This window comes from Streptococcus intermedius SK54 = ATCC 27335 (genome assembly GCF_000413475.1).
In the GTDB taxonomy this organism is placed as follows: Bacteria; Bacillota; Bacilli; order Lactobacillales; family Streptococcaceae; genus Streptococcus; species Streptococcus intermedius.
In genome coordinates this window covers 26,352-40,978 of sequence record NZ_ATFK01000003.1, presented here as the reverse complement: position 1 = coordinate 40,978, position 14,627 = coordinate 26,352, and the positions used below count along the sequence as shown (strand labels likewise).

At 37.4% G+C, this 14,627-nt stretch carries 15 protein-coding genes and 1 riboswitch; of the genes, 5 read left to right on the top strand and 10 right to left on the bottom strand.

Annotated elements, in window-relative coordinates:
* The first annotated feature begins 209 nt into the window (after positions 1-209).
* Positions 210-2,477 (top strand): ATP-dependent Clp protease ATP-binding subunit, encoded by a 2,268-nt coding sequence (locus HMPREF1654_RS04330; RefSeq protein WP_003076611.1) that lies wholly within the window; start codon positions 210-212, stop codon positions 2,475-2,477.
* Positions 2,478-2,523: 46 nt separating this feature from the next.
* Here the strand turns inward: HMPREF1654_RS04330 and HMPREF1654_RS04325 are convergent, their stop codons facing one another.
* Together HMPREF1654_RS04325 and HMPREF1654_RS04320 are read right to left on the bottom strand one after the other, a co-directional pair.
* Complete coding sequence (locus HMPREF1654_RS04325) at positions 2,524-3,129, bottom strand: GyrI-like domain-containing protein (protein ID WP_003071947.1); 606 nt, start codon at positions 3,127-3,129, stop codon at positions 2,524-2,526.
* Between the two features lie 59 nt (positions 3,130-3,188).
* Entirely contained in the window at positions 3,189-4,082 is an 894-nt protein-coding gene (locus HMPREF1654_RS04320) for a helix-turn-helix transcriptional regulator (protein WP_003077000.1), read from the bottom strand.
* Between the two features lie 156 nt (positions 4,083-4,238).
* Between HMPREF1654_RS04320 and HMPREF1654_RS04315 the strand changes: the two genes are divergently transcribed.
* Complete coding sequence (locus tag HMPREF1654_RS04315; RefSeq protein ID WP_003076391.1) at positions 4,239-4,688, top strand: NUDIX hydrolase; 450 nt, start codon at positions 4,239-4,241, stop codon at positions 4,686-4,688.
* 63 nt (positions 4,689-4,751) lie between these two features.
* Entirely contained in the window at positions 4,752-5,051 is a 300-nt protein-coding gene (locus tag HMPREF1654_RS04310; protein ID WP_003076991.1) for a DUF1827 family protein, read from the top strand.
* Positions 5,052-5,125: 74 nt separating this feature from the next.
* On the opposite strand, the gene HMPREF1654_RS04305 is transcribed toward HMPREF1654_RS04310, so the two are convergent.
* The 8 genes from HMPREF1654_RS04305 to HMPREF1654_RS04270 all read right to left on the bottom strand — a co-directional run bounded on the left by HMPREF1654_RS04305 (position 5,126) and on the right by HMPREF1654_RS04270 (position 11,480).
* Positions 5,126-7,180 carry a cation:proton antiporter gene (locus HMPREF1654_RS04305; RefSeq protein WP_003076739.1) on the bottom strand — a complete coding sequence of 685 codons (2,055 nt, stop codon included), beginning with the start codon at positions 7,178-7,180 and terminating at the stop codon, positions 5,126-5,128.
* An 11-nt stretch (positions 7,181-7,191) separates the two neighbouring features.
* Positions 7,192-7,446: a hypothetical protein gene (locus HMPREF1654_RS04300; RefSeq protein WP_003077046.1), complete on the bottom strand. Its 255-nt coding sequence runs from the start codon at positions 7,444-7,446 to the stop codon at positions 7,192-7,194.
* A gap of 12 nt (positions 7,447-7,458) precedes the next feature.
* On the bottom strand, positions 7,459-8,007 hold the full coding sequence (gene mnmM, locus HMPREF1654_RS04295; RefSeq protein ID WP_003076795.1) for a tRNA 5-(aminomethyl)-2-thiouridylate-methyltransferase MnmM: 549 nt from the start codon (positions 8,005-8,007) through the stop codon (positions 7,459-7,461).
* Positions 8,001-8,945, bottom strand: coding sequence for a tRNA modification radical SAM protein MnmL/YtqA (gene mnmL / locus HMPREF1654_RS04290; protein ID WP_016670386.1), 945 nt, complete (start codon positions 8,943-8,945; stop codon positions 8,001-8,003). Before mnmL ends, mnmM begins: the two co-directional genes overlap by 7 nt.
* A gap of 40 nt (positions 8,946-8,985) precedes the next feature.
* Complete coding sequence (locus tag HMPREF1654_RS04285) at positions 8,986-9,309, bottom strand: MGMT family protein (RefSeq protein ID WP_003076257.1); 324 nt, start codon at positions 9,307-9,309, stop codon at positions 8,986-8,988.
* A gap of 21 nt (positions 9,310-9,330) precedes the next feature.
* Complete coding sequence (locus HMPREF1654_RS04280) at positions 9,331-9,981, bottom strand: phosphatase PAP2 family protein (protein WP_003076978.1); 651 nt, start codon at positions 9,979-9,981, stop codon at positions 9,331-9,333.
* On the bottom strand, positions 9,971-10,534 hold the full coding sequence (locus HMPREF1654_RS04275; protein ID WP_003076956.1) for an ECF transporter S component: 564 nt from the start codon (positions 10,532-10,534) through the stop codon (positions 9,971-9,973). Before HMPREF1654_RS04275 ends, HMPREF1654_RS04280 begins: the two co-directional genes overlap by 11 nt.
* A 149-nt stretch (positions 10,535-10,683) precedes the next feature.
* Positions 10,684-10,911: riboswitch (FMN riboswitch) on the bottom strand.
* A gap of 56 nt (positions 10,912-10,967) precedes the next feature.
* The gene (locus HMPREF1654_RS04270) at positions 10,968-11,480 is read right to left on the bottom strand and encodes a tRNA (cytidine(34)-2'-O)-methyltransferase (RefSeq protein ID WP_003076241.1); all 513 of its coding nucleotides are present in this window, start codon (positions 11,478-11,480) and stop codon (positions 10,968-10,970) included.
* Between the two features lie 323 nt (positions 11,481-11,803).
* On the opposite strand from HMPREF1654_RS04270, the gene trkA reads away from it, so the two are divergent.
* On the top strand, positions 11,804-13,153 hold the full coding sequence (gene trkA, locus HMPREF1654_RS04265) for a Trk system potassium transporter TrkA (RefSeq protein ID WP_003076840.1): 1,350 nt from the start codon (positions 11,804-11,806) through the stop codon (positions 13,151-13,153).
* Between the two features lie 3 nt (positions 13,154-13,156).
* Positions 13,157-14,596, top strand: a complete 1,440-nt coding sequence (locus tag HMPREF1654_RS04260; RefSeq protein WP_003076575.1) for a TrkH family potassium uptake protein — start codon at positions 13,157-13,159, stop codon at positions 14,594-14,596.
* Positions 14,597-14,627: the final 31 nt, after the last annotated feature.

Genomic DNA, 14,627 nt, shown 5'->3' with positions numbered 1-14,627 from the left:
ATTTTACCACAAATGAAAGATGAAATACCAGCAAAAGACCCATTTTTGGTAAATTTAACACAAAATGAAACGCTCAAATATAAACTTCTCTCTTTTAACACTTTATCCTTGCAATGTTTTAGAATACTGCTATAATGAAATTAAGAAGTTTGACTATAATTGACCAATTGACCTTCGCCAAGTAAATTTTTCAAAGAAAGAGGTAGCGTATGCTTTGTCAAAACTGTAAAATAAATGAATCTACCATTCATCTTTACACAAATGTTAATGGGAAACAACATCAAGTTGACCTCTGTCAAAATTGTTATCAAATCATGAAAACGGATCCAAACAATGCCTTGTTTCGTGGCATGACCAATATGAATAATCAAAACAACCTAGATCCATTTGATGATTTCTTTAGCAATATAGGGAATTTTCAAAATCATCAAGAACCGCAGACTCCTCCTACTCAATCAGGTGGTGGATATGGCAATGGAGGCTATGGCTCCAATCAAGGCAATAGTGCACGCCAACAAGCATCACAGCAACCTAAAGGTCTCCTAGAGGAATTCGGTATCAATGTGACTAAATTTGCTCGGCGTGGTGAAATTGACCCCGTGATTGGTCGTGATGAGGAAATTGTTCGTGTTATTGAAATCCTCAATCGTAGAACGAAGAACAACCCTGTCCTCATCGGAGAGCCCGGTGTCGGTAAAACAGCAGTTGTCGAAGGCTTGGCTCAGAAAATTGTAGACGGTGATGTGCCACATAAACTCCAAGGCAAAGAAGTTATCCGCTTAGATGTCGTTAGCTTGGTTCAAGGAACTGGCATCCGTGGTCAATTTGAAGAACGAATGCAAAAACTCATGAACGAAATTCGCTCTCGTCAGGATGTGATATTATTCATTGATGAAATTCACGAAATTGTTGGAGCTGGTTCTGCTGGTGATGGAAATATGGATGCTGGAAACATTCTAAAACCAGCACTTGCTCGCGGTGAACTCCAATTAGTTGGTGCCACAACTCTCAATGAATACCGGATTATCGAAAAAGATGCTGCACTGGAACGCCGTATGCAGCCTGTAAAAGTTGATGAACCAACAGTTGAAGAAACGATCACTATCCTCAAAGGTATTCAAAAGAAATACGAAGACTATCACCACGTCAAATACACCGACGATGCCATTGAAGCAGCAGCTGTCTTGTCCAATCGGTATATCCAAGATCGCTTCTTGCCTGATAAGGCCATTGACTTGCTAGATGAAGCAGGCTCTAAGATGAATCTGACACTTAACTTTGTCGATCCAAAAGTCATTGATCAACGATTGGTAGAAGCTGAAAATCTCAAGGCACAAGCTACTCGTGATGAAGATTTTGAAAAAGCTGCTTATTTCCGTGACCAAATTGCCAAATACAAAGAAATGCAGCAAAATAAAATGGCTGATCAAGATACGCCTCTTATCAGTGAAAAAACCATTGAACATATCATTGAGCAAAAGACCAATATTCCAGTTGGCGACTTGAAAGAAAAGGAACAATCACAATTGATTAGTCTGGCTGATGATTTGAAAACTCATGTCATTGGTCAAGATGATGCTGTTGATAAAATTGCCAAAGCTATTCGCCGTAATCGAGTTGGACTAGGTACACCAAACCGACCAATTGGTTCTTTCCTTTTTGTTGGGCCAACCGGTGTCGGCAAAACAGAACTTTCTAAACAATTAGCGATTGAGCTCTTTGGTTCAGCTGACAGCATGATTCGCTTTGATATGAGTGAGTATATGGAAAAACATAGCGTAGCAAAACTCGTCGGAGCTCCTCCAGGTTACGTTGGCTACGAAGAGGCTGGGCAATTAACAGAACGCGTACGTCGTAATCCTTATTCTCTCATTTTACTTGATGAAATAGAAAAAGCTCACCCAGATGTCATGCACATGTTCTTGCAAGTACTGGATGACGGACGTCTGACAGATGGACAAGGTCGGACAGTCAGTTTCAAAGATACGATTATCATTATGACTTCCAACGCCGGTACTGGAAAAGTTGAAGCAAACGTCGGATTCGGTGCAGCGCGTGAAGGACGAACCAATTCTGTTATCGGTGAATTAGGGAACTTCTTCAGTCCAGAATTTATGAACCGTTTTGATGGTATTATTGAGTTCAAATCTCTTAGCAAAGAAAATCTCCTACAAATCGTAGATTTGATGCTTAAAGATGTCAATGAACGGCTTGCCACGAATGACATTTACCTAGATGTAACAGATAAAGTCAAGGAAAAATTAGTTAATCTTGGTTACGATCCGAAAATGGGAGCTCGTCCACTTCGTCGGACAATCCAAGATCACATTGAGGATGCTATCACTGACTACTATCTTGAACATCCAAGCGACAAAGAGCTCAAAGCTATCATGACAAGTAATGGTAAGATTGTCATCAAACCAGCTAAAAAATCTGAGAATAAATCCAAGACAACAATAGATAACAATGCTAATTAGATACAAAAATCACTCCTTAGAAGTTTCTCTAAGGAGTGATTTCTAGTTACTGAACCCTGTATCTCAAAATTGTCTTCAGCTTTTGTGGACTTGTTCGATTTTTGTTGTTCAAATATATTTCACGATGGTAATTCATACAACGTTTTAACCCATTTTCTTGACAGAAAGCATCCATTTTCGCAAAAGTTTGCGGTTCATCGTCAAAAGGTCCTACATGAAGCATTGCAATACTATTTCCTTCATCCATTCGTTCGAAGCGAATTTCATCATAGTGTAAATTTGGTTTTTTCACTTTTACTTTTGCAAGAGCTTTTTCAACCATTTCTCTGGTGATAAACTCCGGCTGTGCAATCATAATTGTATAAACCAAGTCATCTTTTACTAAAACTTCTGCTTCTTTTTGCCGCCAAATCCCTTCCAGCGGATAGACTGTAAAATCTGTCACTTCTAGCTCTGGATTGGATTTTTTATAATCCATTTTAACTGCATAAGCAAGAGAGTACAGAGCCGAAACTCGCTCAGAGAAATCAGAGCTATTTGGATTGCCTTCTCCGTCAATCATAATGAAAGTCTGGTCAGGAACCGTCACTAGCGTCGGACTTGCCTTCACACCATATATAGCTTTTTCAGCCTTTCTCCATTCATATTTCATTTGTTTACCCCTTTCGTTTTTCTATCATAATCATAACAAAGTAAACTTGTCAGTTTCTGTCAACTTTTATATTTTTGGAAAATTTCGTTTAATTTTTTTGCTAATTTCTGTCGCACTTCAGGCGGTTCTAACACTTCCACTCCATCCAAAAAGGATAAAAGATAAGCATAAAGACTGTCATGATTCGGAAATTCTGCTTCTACAAGTAAATTTCCTACCACATCTGTCGAAATCAAACCAGAAAATTCTTCATAGACACGAAAAGCTTGATGTTTTTCAAATTTCAATTGTAGCCGAATTGTTTCCTGTTGGTTTTCTTTACTTTGAAAGTCAGCTTGTCTTAACTCTCGGTCAAATATTTCAGGTGATAGCTGGCAGTGATTGATTCGACTTAGTTTGAATAACCGAAAATCCTGTTTTCTCCGACAAAATCCATATAAATACCAATCTTGACTTTTAAAAATCAATTGCATAGGTTCAACCCATCTGCTCATCTCTTCACCCTGTTGATTCAAGTAGTCAAACTGAAGAAGCCGCCTCTGAAAGATTCCTCTCTTAATCTGCTCGAACGTTTCTTGATAGTATTTTTGTCCACGCCAATCTGTAAAATCAATTTGTAGCCAGTTATCCATTTTAATTTGAAACAAAGCCTGCAGCTTTTCTAATACTTGATTTTCTTCTCGTAAAGCTTGTAAGCCTTGTACAGATAAGAGCAATTCTTCTTGCTCCTGAGCCGATAGTAAACTTTTATCCAGTACAAATGAATCCAGTAAAAAAATGCCACCGCCTTTCCCCGGATTACAATAAATAGGGATACCTACACTGCTTAACCGATCCACATCACGATAAATAGTACGAATCGACACCTCAAACTTCTCAGCCAATGCTGGTGCTGTAGCATGCCCATTCCCTAGTAGATAATAAATGATACCTAGTAATCTTCCTTGAGTCATGTTTTCACCTCTCTATAATTATACCATTATAACTTGCCAAATCTTGTCTTGTTTTAATAACAAGTGACTGAACAAAACGAAATCTTATTAAACCCTTGACAGTAACCACTTCATCCTTTATGATAATAGTAAACTAGTCACAAAAGAGGAACAAATATGACAGTCGCAACTTTTGGAGAAAGACAAGAAGGCATTCAATATGTTAATCGCTATGGTGTTTACGCAGTTATTCCAGACGAAAAGAAAGAAAATATAATTTTAGTCCAGGCTCCAAACGGTGCTTGGTTCTTACCAGGAGGCGAGATTGAGCAAGGCGAAGATCACTTGACTGCCTTAAAACGTGAACTGATTGAAGAGCTTGGTTTTACTGCTCACATTGGTCAATATTACGGAGAAGCAGATGAATATTTCTATTCTCGTCACCGCGACACTTATTTTTATAACCCTGCCTACATTTATGAAGTAAGCCATTATGAGAAATTACAAGCACCGTTAGAGGATTTTAATCAGCTTGCTTGGCTTCCAATCGAAGAAGCTATTTCCAAACTAAAACGTGGAAGCCATAAATGGGGAATTGAAATGTGGAAAAAGAGTCATAAAGTCTGAGAAATTGTTCACATTTCTTATGGAAAAGTGCTATAATAGGGATAGAATATAGGAGGAAGTCAGATGAAGCTTATTAACACGACAAACAGCCATGCACGCCTTGTACAAAGTCAATTAGAAAGTACAGATGCTACACTAGTTGAGACTTTTTCCGCCGGAAATACAGACGTCGTCTTTACGCAAGCCCCTCTTCATTATGAAATTCTGATTTCAAATAAACACCGTGCCATTCGTGAACAAGAAGTTGAAAAAATTCGAGAATTTTTTCTGAAACGAAAGGTTAATATAAAATCGATTGATGCATCTCGAATTAAGACACTCTATTCAACAAATCTTATTGAAATATCCATTCCAACCAAATAGGCCTCACAGGGCTTATTTTTTTATCTAAAAAAGGAGGGGGTTCGCAACAAAGTACTCACTCCGCTCCCGTTTTATTATTTTTGTTTAACATAATCCATCATGTCGTATGGTAACGTATTAGCAGTTTCTTTTAAAGAATAGTTTTCTAAATTATTAACATTTTGACGAAGATATTTTGCATAACTCGCTGAGATGAGCTTTTCGTGTTCATACTCAAAAATAATCTTCCGTTCCAAATAGTACCCTCGCAGCATTTCCTTGATATTATTCGGTTTGATACGCGTAATAACCCGCTCAATAAAAGCACCACTTTCAATAATCGCTGTCTCACGAATGCGCGAATCTTGTAAGAAATTGATGAGTGCAGTATTATAAACACCCTTCAAATTTTCTAAACTACTAATAATCACTTCTGTATTGGCTAAATACAGCTCGGCAATTTCTTCTTTTTCAGTTTTACTAGGATTTATTCTATCTTGATTGAGCCAATTACGAAAAGTAGAACCCAGCGTAAATACCTCATGAAGTAGGAAGCGAACAATTCGAAAAGAAACAATCAAAAAATAGTTTAAGCGCGAAGCGAGATTTCGATTGATTCTTTGTTCCATACTCCATAAATAGCGCTGATAAATGGAGTAGGCACGATTGCTAATATTCCTTTCTTCGTAAGCCTGTTCTAGACCATCGCTTTCGATACTTAACATCAGTAATTGCAAATCTGTCAAGTCCTTTTGAACAGATTTTCCTTCTTGCTCTAAAATAAGATGCTCAATCCGTCCATGATAATTATCAATAGCTGCATAAAGAGGAGCCTTAACTTTAGTGTGTTTCAACTCTTTTTCCAATTCTTGGACAACGTCATTTAAAATAGCAATCTGCATGAGGTAGTCTGATGATTCTTCTTTGTTTTCTGACAACCGAGGCAATACTACAAGTCCTGTCAAAAAACTAAGTAACGTAACTCCAGCCACCAAAAAAAGTAAAAGGGGATATTTTTTCTCTAAAGCTGTTGGAATCAAGAGAATCGTCGCAATAGACACCGTTCCTTTCACACCTGAAAAAGTAAACAGTGCCATATCCCTCCAATAATTTGACATTCTTTTTTTCAACCGCAGACTTCTCAAAAAATAAAAGCCAGAAATCATTACAAAACGAATAGTAAACAACACAATCGTTAACAAAAGAATTGTCAGAAGAAGCCAGAAATTATCATATACAGGATTCTTCAAAATAGGCTCAGCTATCGTTTCTAACTCAATTCCTAAAATAACAAAGACAGACCCGTTCAACATAAATGTAATAGTTTGCCAAATCGTATCTGCCACAATATTGACTTGAGCTTCTAATAAAGTAATCCTTTTAAAACGACTGGCCTTAAAAATTCCTGCCACGACCACAGCAATAATCCCTGATACATGGATTTCTTCTGCTAGAAAGAAAGTCAATAATGGTAAACTTAGTTCTAACAACAATTCTCCTGCAATATCTAAGGCTCGAACCGTATGAAGTAACTTTTGTAACTGCCGGTTCAAAAAAGCAGTAAAGCTGCCTACTATAAAGCCACCAATAATGGAAATAAGCAGAGAAAAACTTGCTTGCTTAATAGAAAACGTTCCTGTCATCCAAGCCATCAAAGCAAATTGAAAAGCAACCAGACCACTCGCATCATTCAATAAGCCCTCACCTTTCAAAATATTTTCTACACGTTTTGGAAAGGTAAAGCGTTCAGATAAGGACGCAAAGGCCACTAAATCAGTTGGCCCCAAAGCGGCCCCAACTGCGATACAAGCCGCAAGAGGAAGAACTGCCCAAAGTACATGCGCTAAAAAGCCAAGACTCAAAGTAGAGAGAAAGATCACTGGAAAAATTAAATAAACCACAATCTTCCAATGCTTAAGAATACTAGTAACGTCACTTTCTTCTGCCTCCCGAAACAGTAACGGTCCAATGATAAGAGCTAGAAAAATCTCCGTTTCCAAATGAAATCTGCCGATCGGCAGAAGAAATCTCAAGCCAATTCCTAAAAGAATTTGTACAAGAGGTGTTGGCAGACTAGGAAATAGCTTATTCATTGCATTTGAAACAATCAAAACAGATAAGAAGATAATAATATAAAGGAGTAAGCTCACATTTTCCTCCTTTATTTTTGTTTACAACATTTTTCAAACAAAGTTTTTTGCTCTGAAATTTTCTGTTCAATTTTCGATACATCACGATGTTCAATGATTTTTTGGCAGCGTTCCCTTTCGAGATGGACCAATTTTTTCTTAATCCGAAGCATCTTTTTGCTCATATGCGCATTATTTAATTGCTTGCTCAATATTTCTCCATTGGTCGACTCAAGGTATTGACTACGCAAATTATTTAATTTTTCATGTAGATAGTGTTTATCCATAATTATCTCCAGTTAAGTCGTTCTTAATTTCTCAATCATCACCAAAAAAGGGGGGTAATTAATTTGATTGATAGTTTTATAAAGAGCGACTGTAAATTCCTGCTGTGGCAACTGACCAACAAAATCCAAAACTGCATCTCGCTCCACATCACCACCTATATGCCCATAGTAAATCATAACAGCAATTCGACCACCAACTACTAAACACTGACATAATTTTTCTAACGCTTGTATGGTTGTATGTGGCTGGGTAATTACCGACTTATCTGCTGACGGCAGATAGCCTAAATTAAAAATAGCTGCCTTCGTGCTCTTAATGTACTGCCCCACATTTTCATGACCAGTTAAAAGCAATTCAACATTATCTACTTTAGCTTCTGTTAAACGCTTGGTAGTTTGTTCGAGGGCTTGTTTTTGAATATCAAAAGCATAGACTTTTTTAGCTAATTGTGCCAAGAAAAGAGTATCATGTCCATTTCCCATAGTAGCATCTATGACTATATCTTCTTTGGTTATGACTTCTGATAAAAAGGCATGTGCCATTTGCAATGGTCTTAACATATAAATCGCTGCTCCTTTGCCTTACATCCTTGAACACTGCCACGACGGTTCATTTCTTGCTCAATCGCATTTAGCACTTCCCATTTATTGAGACTCCACATAGGGCCAATTAACATATCTCGTAGCGCATCACCTGTAATCCGATGAATGACAATATGTTCAGGAATGATTTCTAATTGATCACAGATAATAGAAACATACTCATCTTGGCTAAGCAACTGCAAACGCCCTTCATGATAATCTCGTTGCATACGTGTGTTAGTCATTAAATGCAAAAGATGTAGCTTGATGCCTTGAATATCATTGTCTGTCACACAGCGCCGAACATTTTCTATCATCATCTCATGGCTTTCACCAGGCAAACCATTAATTAAATGGGCAACAATCTCAATTTTGGGATATCTCCGTAGGCGTTGAACTGTTTCAACGTATAATTCATATGAATGTGCGCGATTAATCAATTGCGAAGTAGTTTCATAAGTCGTCTGCAGGCCCAACTCTACCGTCACATGCATACGTTCAGATAATTCTGCTAGATAAGCAATTGTCTCATCAGGCAAGCAGTCTGGTCTGGTTCCAATGTTGATACCTACAACTCCTGGCTCATTGATGGCCTGTTCATAGCGTTCACGAATGACTTCCACCTTATCATGGGTATTAGTGAAATTTTGAAAATAAACTAGATATTTTTTGACTTCAGGCCATTTTCGATGCATGAAGGCAATTTCTTTATAAAATTGCTCACGGATAGGAGCCTCTGGCGCTACAATAGCATCACCAGATCCTGACACCGTACAAAAAGTACAGCCGCCATGAGCAACCGTTCCGTCTCGATTGGGGCAATCAAACCCCGCGTCAATTGGGACTTTAAAGGTCTTCTCTCCAAATAGTTTTCGATAATAAGTATTCAAAGAATTATAAGGTTTCATAACTTTCATTTTACCACAAAATAAAATAGAACTCGCGTTCGGAGTTCTATTACACTTTATTAATAGTTGGCTTCCATTGATGTTTTTTCAAGTCCACGCAGCCATTCGTTTTAAAAGTCACTCCTTCGGCCCAAAGAAGATGTCTCTGCTCCTCCCACGCTGGCGCTAAGCGTCCTGCGGAATTAACCACACGATGACAAGGATATTTTCCATAAGATCCAGCCTGAGATAAGACGCGACCAACTAAACGAGCATTTTTTTCTCGTCCAATCAATCTGGCAATTTGCCCATACGTAGCGACTTCTCCTACGGGAATGCAGGCTACAACTGATAAAATTTGATTTATTAATTTTTCATTCAATACTTTATTCATCAGCATTTTCCTTGTGACAACCTAATTTTGTTTTCTTCTAAAACGCCATTGGAAACGCAACTTATCATAATAAGGAAATTCAATATGCAACATCCCTAAACCTAAGAAAAGACTTCCTAAAATATCTGTTGGATAATGAACTCCTAGATAAACGCGAGATGTCATGATTGTAAGAATGAATACCATGAGTAACACTTGCAGCAAATGTCTGAGATGACGATTTTTCACGCGCTGGCTCACAATAATCACTAACGCCCCAACAACTAACGTCGAAGCCAAGGCATGTCCACTCGGAAAAGAAAATCCACCTTCTTCTACTAAATGTTGGATCGTAGGACGAGGACGTTGATAGACATTTTTCAAAAGAGCCACTAAAATTCCCGTCAAAGCAAGGTTGCCAGCCAAAAGAATCGCCTCACTCCACCATTTTTTATAAAGGAAAAGAACAACTAAAACTACAACCCAAGTTATAATAACGGGTATGTTGATTAGACTTGTCACGTTAGAAAAGAAAAATGTCAAAGAATCTGGTAAATCCCCACGCAAAATTGTCTGAATTGGCTGATCAAAGCCTTTTAAATAATTAGGATGAAACTTGACAACATATCCTAAAATCACAAAAAGTAAAAGGGCAAAAGAGCCCTTGGTTAAAAACGTTTGTTTATTTTTCATACTTGATTAAAATTGGTTTCAAAAGCAAGTTGCTGAGCCAAAAAGCAATTGCAAAAACCGTACCTTCTAATAAATTAAATGGAATGACCATCGCAAATAAATAATTTGCCACACCAAGAATCTTTGAAATATCAAAATTCGCAAATGTTGCATATAGCGGAATAGCGTAGATATAATTGAGAATCAGCATTGCCAAGGTTAATCCGAGTGTCCCTAACACAGAAGCATTCAAGAAACGAACAGTTGTCTGTTCCTTTTTCCAAATGAGCCCAAAAGCAATGACGAAAATAGCTACTGCAATGATATTCATTGGCAAGCCAATATAGGTATTGACACCTTGATTATTCAGCACCAGTTTCAATATTGAACGAAGCAATAAAATACTGAAAGCACCTTTGAGATCTAGCACTACTAAACCAATTAAAATAGGTAAAATACTAAAATCTAGCTTTAAAAAACTGGCTCCCGGTAAAAGCGGAAAATCAAAGAACATCAGCAAAAATGAGATAGCTGAAAGTATGGCAATAATAGCCATTTTACGTGTATGTGTCATAACAGATTCCTCCAATTTTATTAAAATTAGAGAAGCTGGAAGGCTTGCTGAAGAATATCTTATCCCAATCAATAAAACCTTTATGATAGTATAAGGAAATTTCCTTAAATAAAATTTAAAAGTCACCGTTTGGGAATTTCTCCCTTGCCTTTCGTCTTCTCCCATCCAGACTGTACTGTCGGTTGTGGAATTACACCACATCAGCTCATGCTCGCGGACTTAAAACAGTTTATTTAGTTGACAAAGGCTTTTATTTTTAGAGTATGTTACACTTCAAAGCTATATCAAGAAATTATAACATTTCATAAAAAGTAACAGATTATCAACGACTGTAAATCACCGCCGGTCGGGAATTTCACCCTGCCCTGAAGACCCTTTAATCATAACAAAAAAAGCCTGCAAGGGCAAGCGTTTTATCTGAATCGTTCCGATATCATTCTTTTAATTTGTCATGTTCATATTTATGTACTAGATCTAATCCTGTAAAATCTTGCTGTCGTAGTGCTTCATACACCATCATACAAACTGTGTTTGACAAATTCAAACTTCTGACATGCTCATCATTCATTGGAATACGCAAAACTTTTTCAGAATGAGCACGCATAAATGCCTCTGGCAATCCTTTATCTTCACGTCCAAACATGAAATAATGATTCCCAGCGATTGCAAAATTTTCTTCTGTATAGACCTTCTCTGCAAACTTAGAAATCAAATAAAGATGCCCATCCATTGCACTCATGAACTCTTCTATACTATCATAATAAGTAATATCCAGCTTGTCCCAATAATCCAGGCCCGCTCGTTTCATCTTGCGATCATCAATCGGGAATCCCATTGGTAAAATGATGTGAAGCGATGAATTCGTTGCTGCACAAGTCCGGGCAATATTCCCAGTATTCTGTGGAATTTGTGGTTCAAAAAGAACAATGTGGTTTTTACATGTCATAATTTTTCATTCCTGATTTCATTACTCATACAAAAAAATAGCCACACTGCCCGGAGTCAAGCTCAGCAGACAGCGTGGTTAAGACATCATTAACTTACATCACAACAGGTTTGAGGTAAATCAATGAAGGTACTTTTTTAGTATATCACTTTCTTTGTACATGTCAATAAAAAAACCTAATTATTTGGTAATTTTTTAAAATTTATCTTCTCGGTTTCATCAGAATACCTTATTTAAACAAAATATACATTTTTCTTTCTTCAAAGTGATGAAATTTTAGTAAAAAAAGGGTATGATAGGATAGGATACTTGGGAGGTATAAGATGAAAATTATTGTCGTTGGTGGCGGTAAAGTCGGAGCTGCACTCTGCCGTTCACTTGTGGCGGAAAATCATGATGTGATTCTAATCGAACAAAATGAATCTGTCCTCAATAGGGTTACAAAACGTTATGATATTATGGGCATTGTGGGTAACGGTGCCAATTTTAAAATTTTAGAACAGGCTGATGTCGGACATTGTGACATTTTTATTGCCATGACGGAGCAAGATGAAGTCAATATGATTTCAGCTGTATTAGCTAAAAAAATGGGAGCAAAAGAAACGATTGTTCGTGCTCGTAACCCAGAATATTCAAATTCTTATTTTAAAGAAAAAAATATTCTTGGTTTTTCGCTCATTGTTAATCCTGAGCTACTAGCAGCCCGGTACATTGCAAATATCATCGAATTTCCTAACGCGCTTTCTGTGGAGCATTTTTCAAATGGACGTGTCAGTTTAATGGCCTTCAAAGTCAAACAAAATAGCAACCTCTGCCAGATGACTTTATCTCAATTCCGAAAAAAATTTGGAAATGTTCTGATTTGTGCCATCGAACGCGATAATCAATTGTTCATTCCAGACGGTGAAATCACCATTTTGCAGAATGATACTATCTATGTCACTGGAAACCGAGTCGAGGTTATTCTTTTCCATAATTTCGTTCGACCAAAAGTCATAAAAAGTCTGATGCTCATTGGAGCTGGGAAAATTGCTTATTACCTACTCAATATCCTAAAAAATAGCAAAATAAAACTGAAGGTGATTGAAATCAATCCGAGACATGCTGAATGGTTTAGTCAAGAATTTCCACATTTACATATTGTTCAAGGAGACGGTACCGCAAAAGACATTTTACTAGAAGAAAGTGCTCAACATTATGATGCAGTCGCTACACTGACTGGGGTGGATGAAGAAAATATCATTTCTTCTATGTTCCTTGAAAGCATGGGTGTTCAAAAAAATATCACAAAAATCAATCGGACTAGCTTGCTTGAAATCGTAGATAGTCAGGAATTTTCAAGCATTGTCACACCAAAGAGAATCGCGGTAGATACGATTATGCACTTTGTCCGTGGACGTGTGAATGCCCAGTATTCTGATTTACAAGCTATGCATCACTTAGCGAATGGACTACTTGAAACCCTGCAATTTCAAATCAAGGAAGAAAATAAAATGACTGGAAGGGCACTTTCCACTTTAAAATTAAAAAAAGGTGTCTTAATTGCAGCTATTATCCGAAACGGAAAGCCTATTTTCCCAACAGGCGAGGATCAAATTCAAATCGGCGACCAAATCATCGTTACAACACTAATACAAAATATCACACAAATCTATGATTTGTTAGAGAGGTAAACCATGAATAGAAGTATGATTCGCTTCCTCCTCTCAAAGCTGTTAATCATTGAAGCTGGACTACTACTGGTTCCGCTCATTGTAGCGTTCATCTATCATGAACCAAATGATATTATACTCTCCATTGGTGCTACAATCGGCATTCTCTTAGTCGTCGGACTTTTAGGAAGTACTTTTAAGCCAAAAAATCATCACATCTATGCTAAAGAAGGAGTTTTAATTGTCGCTTTATGCTGGATACTTTGGTCCTTCTTCGGGGCTCTTCCTTTTGTTTTTTCAGGACAAATTCCTCACCTCATAGATGCTTTCTTTGAGATTAGTTCAGGCTTTACAACAACAGGTGCCTCTATCTTACCAGATGTCTCTGTCTTATCACATTCTCTACTCTTTTGGCGTAGTTTCACCCACTTAATCGGAGGCATGGGAGTCCTCGTCTTTGCCCTTGCTATCATGGAAAATAATAAAAATAGCCATTTGGAAGTGATGCGCGCAGAGGTGCCTGGTCCTGTCTTTGGTAAAGTCGTCTCTAAATTAAAGGACACTGCGCAAATTCTCTATTTACTCTATTTGGCACTTTTCGTTATTTTTGTGATAATCTATTACTTAGCAGGTATGCCTCTATTTGATAGCTTTATCATTGCGATGGGAACAGCAGGAACTGGAGGTTTCGCAGTTTACAATGATGGTATTGCTCACTATAACAGCTCTCTCATTACGTATCTAGTCAGTTTTGGAGTACTTATCTTTGGAGTAAATTTCAATCTCTATTACTTTTTACTATTGAGGAAATTTAAAGCATTCTTTGGCGATGAAGAATTGCGAACTTATCTCATTATTGTAACATCTGCAACTATAGTCATCTGTCTCAATGTTTTCCATATTTATCAAAATCTTTCCCAGACCTTGGAAGTTTCTCTTTTTCAAGTATCTAATATTATCACCACAACCGGTTTTGGGCTTGGTGACATTACCTCTTGGCCACTCTTTTCCCAATTTATTCTCCTCATTCTCATGTGTATAGGAGGTTCTGCCGGATCAACTGCAGGAGGTTTAAAAATTGTTCGTGGCTTAATCTTAGTCCGCATTGCTAAAAATCAAGTTTTATCCACTCTCTCACCAAAACGTGTACTGACCCTGCATGTCAACCATAGCGTGATTGACAAAGATACACAGCATAAAATCTTAAAATACCTTGTGCTTTATACGATGATTATCATCAGTCTTATTTTCATTGTCAGTCTAGATAATAATAATTTGATGACCGTCGTGAGTGCTGTTCTTAGTTGTTTCAACAACATTGGTCCAATGTTAGGAACAACAGACAGCTTTGCAATCTTTGGTCCAATTTCCAAATTACTGCTTTCTCTTGCTATGATTGCTGGACGTTTAGAAATTTACCCGATGATTCTGCTCTTTATGCCACAAACTTGGTCCAAACGATAACTAGATTAAATAAAAACTCGCCAGTCAATAG

Bases quoted from the DNA above. Each gene is read 5' to 3' on its own strand.
- HMPREF1654_RS04330 (WP_003076611.1), top strand. From the start codon at position 210: ATGCTTTGTCAAAACTGTAAAATAAATGAATCTACCATTCATCTTTAC.
- HMPREF1654_RS04325 (WP_003071947.1), bottom strand. From the start codon at position 3,129: ATGAAATATGAATGGAGAAAGGCTGAAAAAGCTATATATGGTGTGAAG.
- HMPREF1654_RS04320 (WP_003077000.1), bottom strand. From the start codon at position 4,082: ATGACTCAAGGAAGATTACTAGGTATCATTTATTATCTACTAGGGAAT.
- HMPREF1654_RS04315 (WP_003076391.1), top strand. From the start codon at position 4,239: ATGACAGTCGCAACTTTTGGAGAAAGACAAGAAGGCATTCAATATGTT.
- HMPREF1654_RS04310 (WP_003076991.1), top strand. From the start codon at position 4,752: ATGAAGCTTATTAACACGACAAACAGCCATGCACGCCTTGTACAAAGT.
- HMPREF1654_RS04300 (WP_003077046.1), bottom strand. From the start codon at position 7,446: ATGGATAAACACTATCTACATGAAAAATTAAATAATTTGCGTAGTCAA.
- mnmM (WP_003076795.1), bottom strand. From the start codon at position 8,007: ATGTTAAGACCATTGCAAATGGCACATGCCTTTTTATCAGAAGTCATA.
- mnmL (WP_016670386.1), bottom strand. From the start codon at position 8,945: ATGAAAGTTATGAAACCTTATAATTCTTTGAATACTTATTATCGAAAA.
- HMPREF1654_RS04285 (WP_003076257.1), bottom strand. From the start codon at position 9,309: ATGAATAAAGTATTGAATGAAAAATTAATAAATCAAATTTTATCAGTT.
- HMPREF1654_RS04280 (WP_003076978.1), bottom strand. From the start codon at position 9,981: ATGAAAAATAAACAAACGTTTTTAACCAAGGGCTCTTTTGCCCTTTTA.
- HMPREF1654_RS04275 (WP_003076956.1), bottom strand. From the start codon at position 10,534: ATGACACATACACGTAAAATGGCTATTATTGCCATACTTTCAGCTATC.
- HMPREF1654_RS04270 (WP_003076241.1), bottom strand. From the start codon at position 11,480: ATGACATGTAAAAACCACATTGTTCTTTTTGAACCACAAATTCCACAG.
- trkA (WP_003076840.1), top strand. From the start codon at position 11,804: ATGAAAATTATTGTCGTTGGTGGCGGTAAAGTCGGAGCTGCACTCTGC.
- HMPREF1654_RS04260 (WP_003076575.1), top strand. From the start codon at position 13,157: ATGAATAGAAGTATGATTCGCTTCCTCCTCTCAAAGCTGTTAATCATT.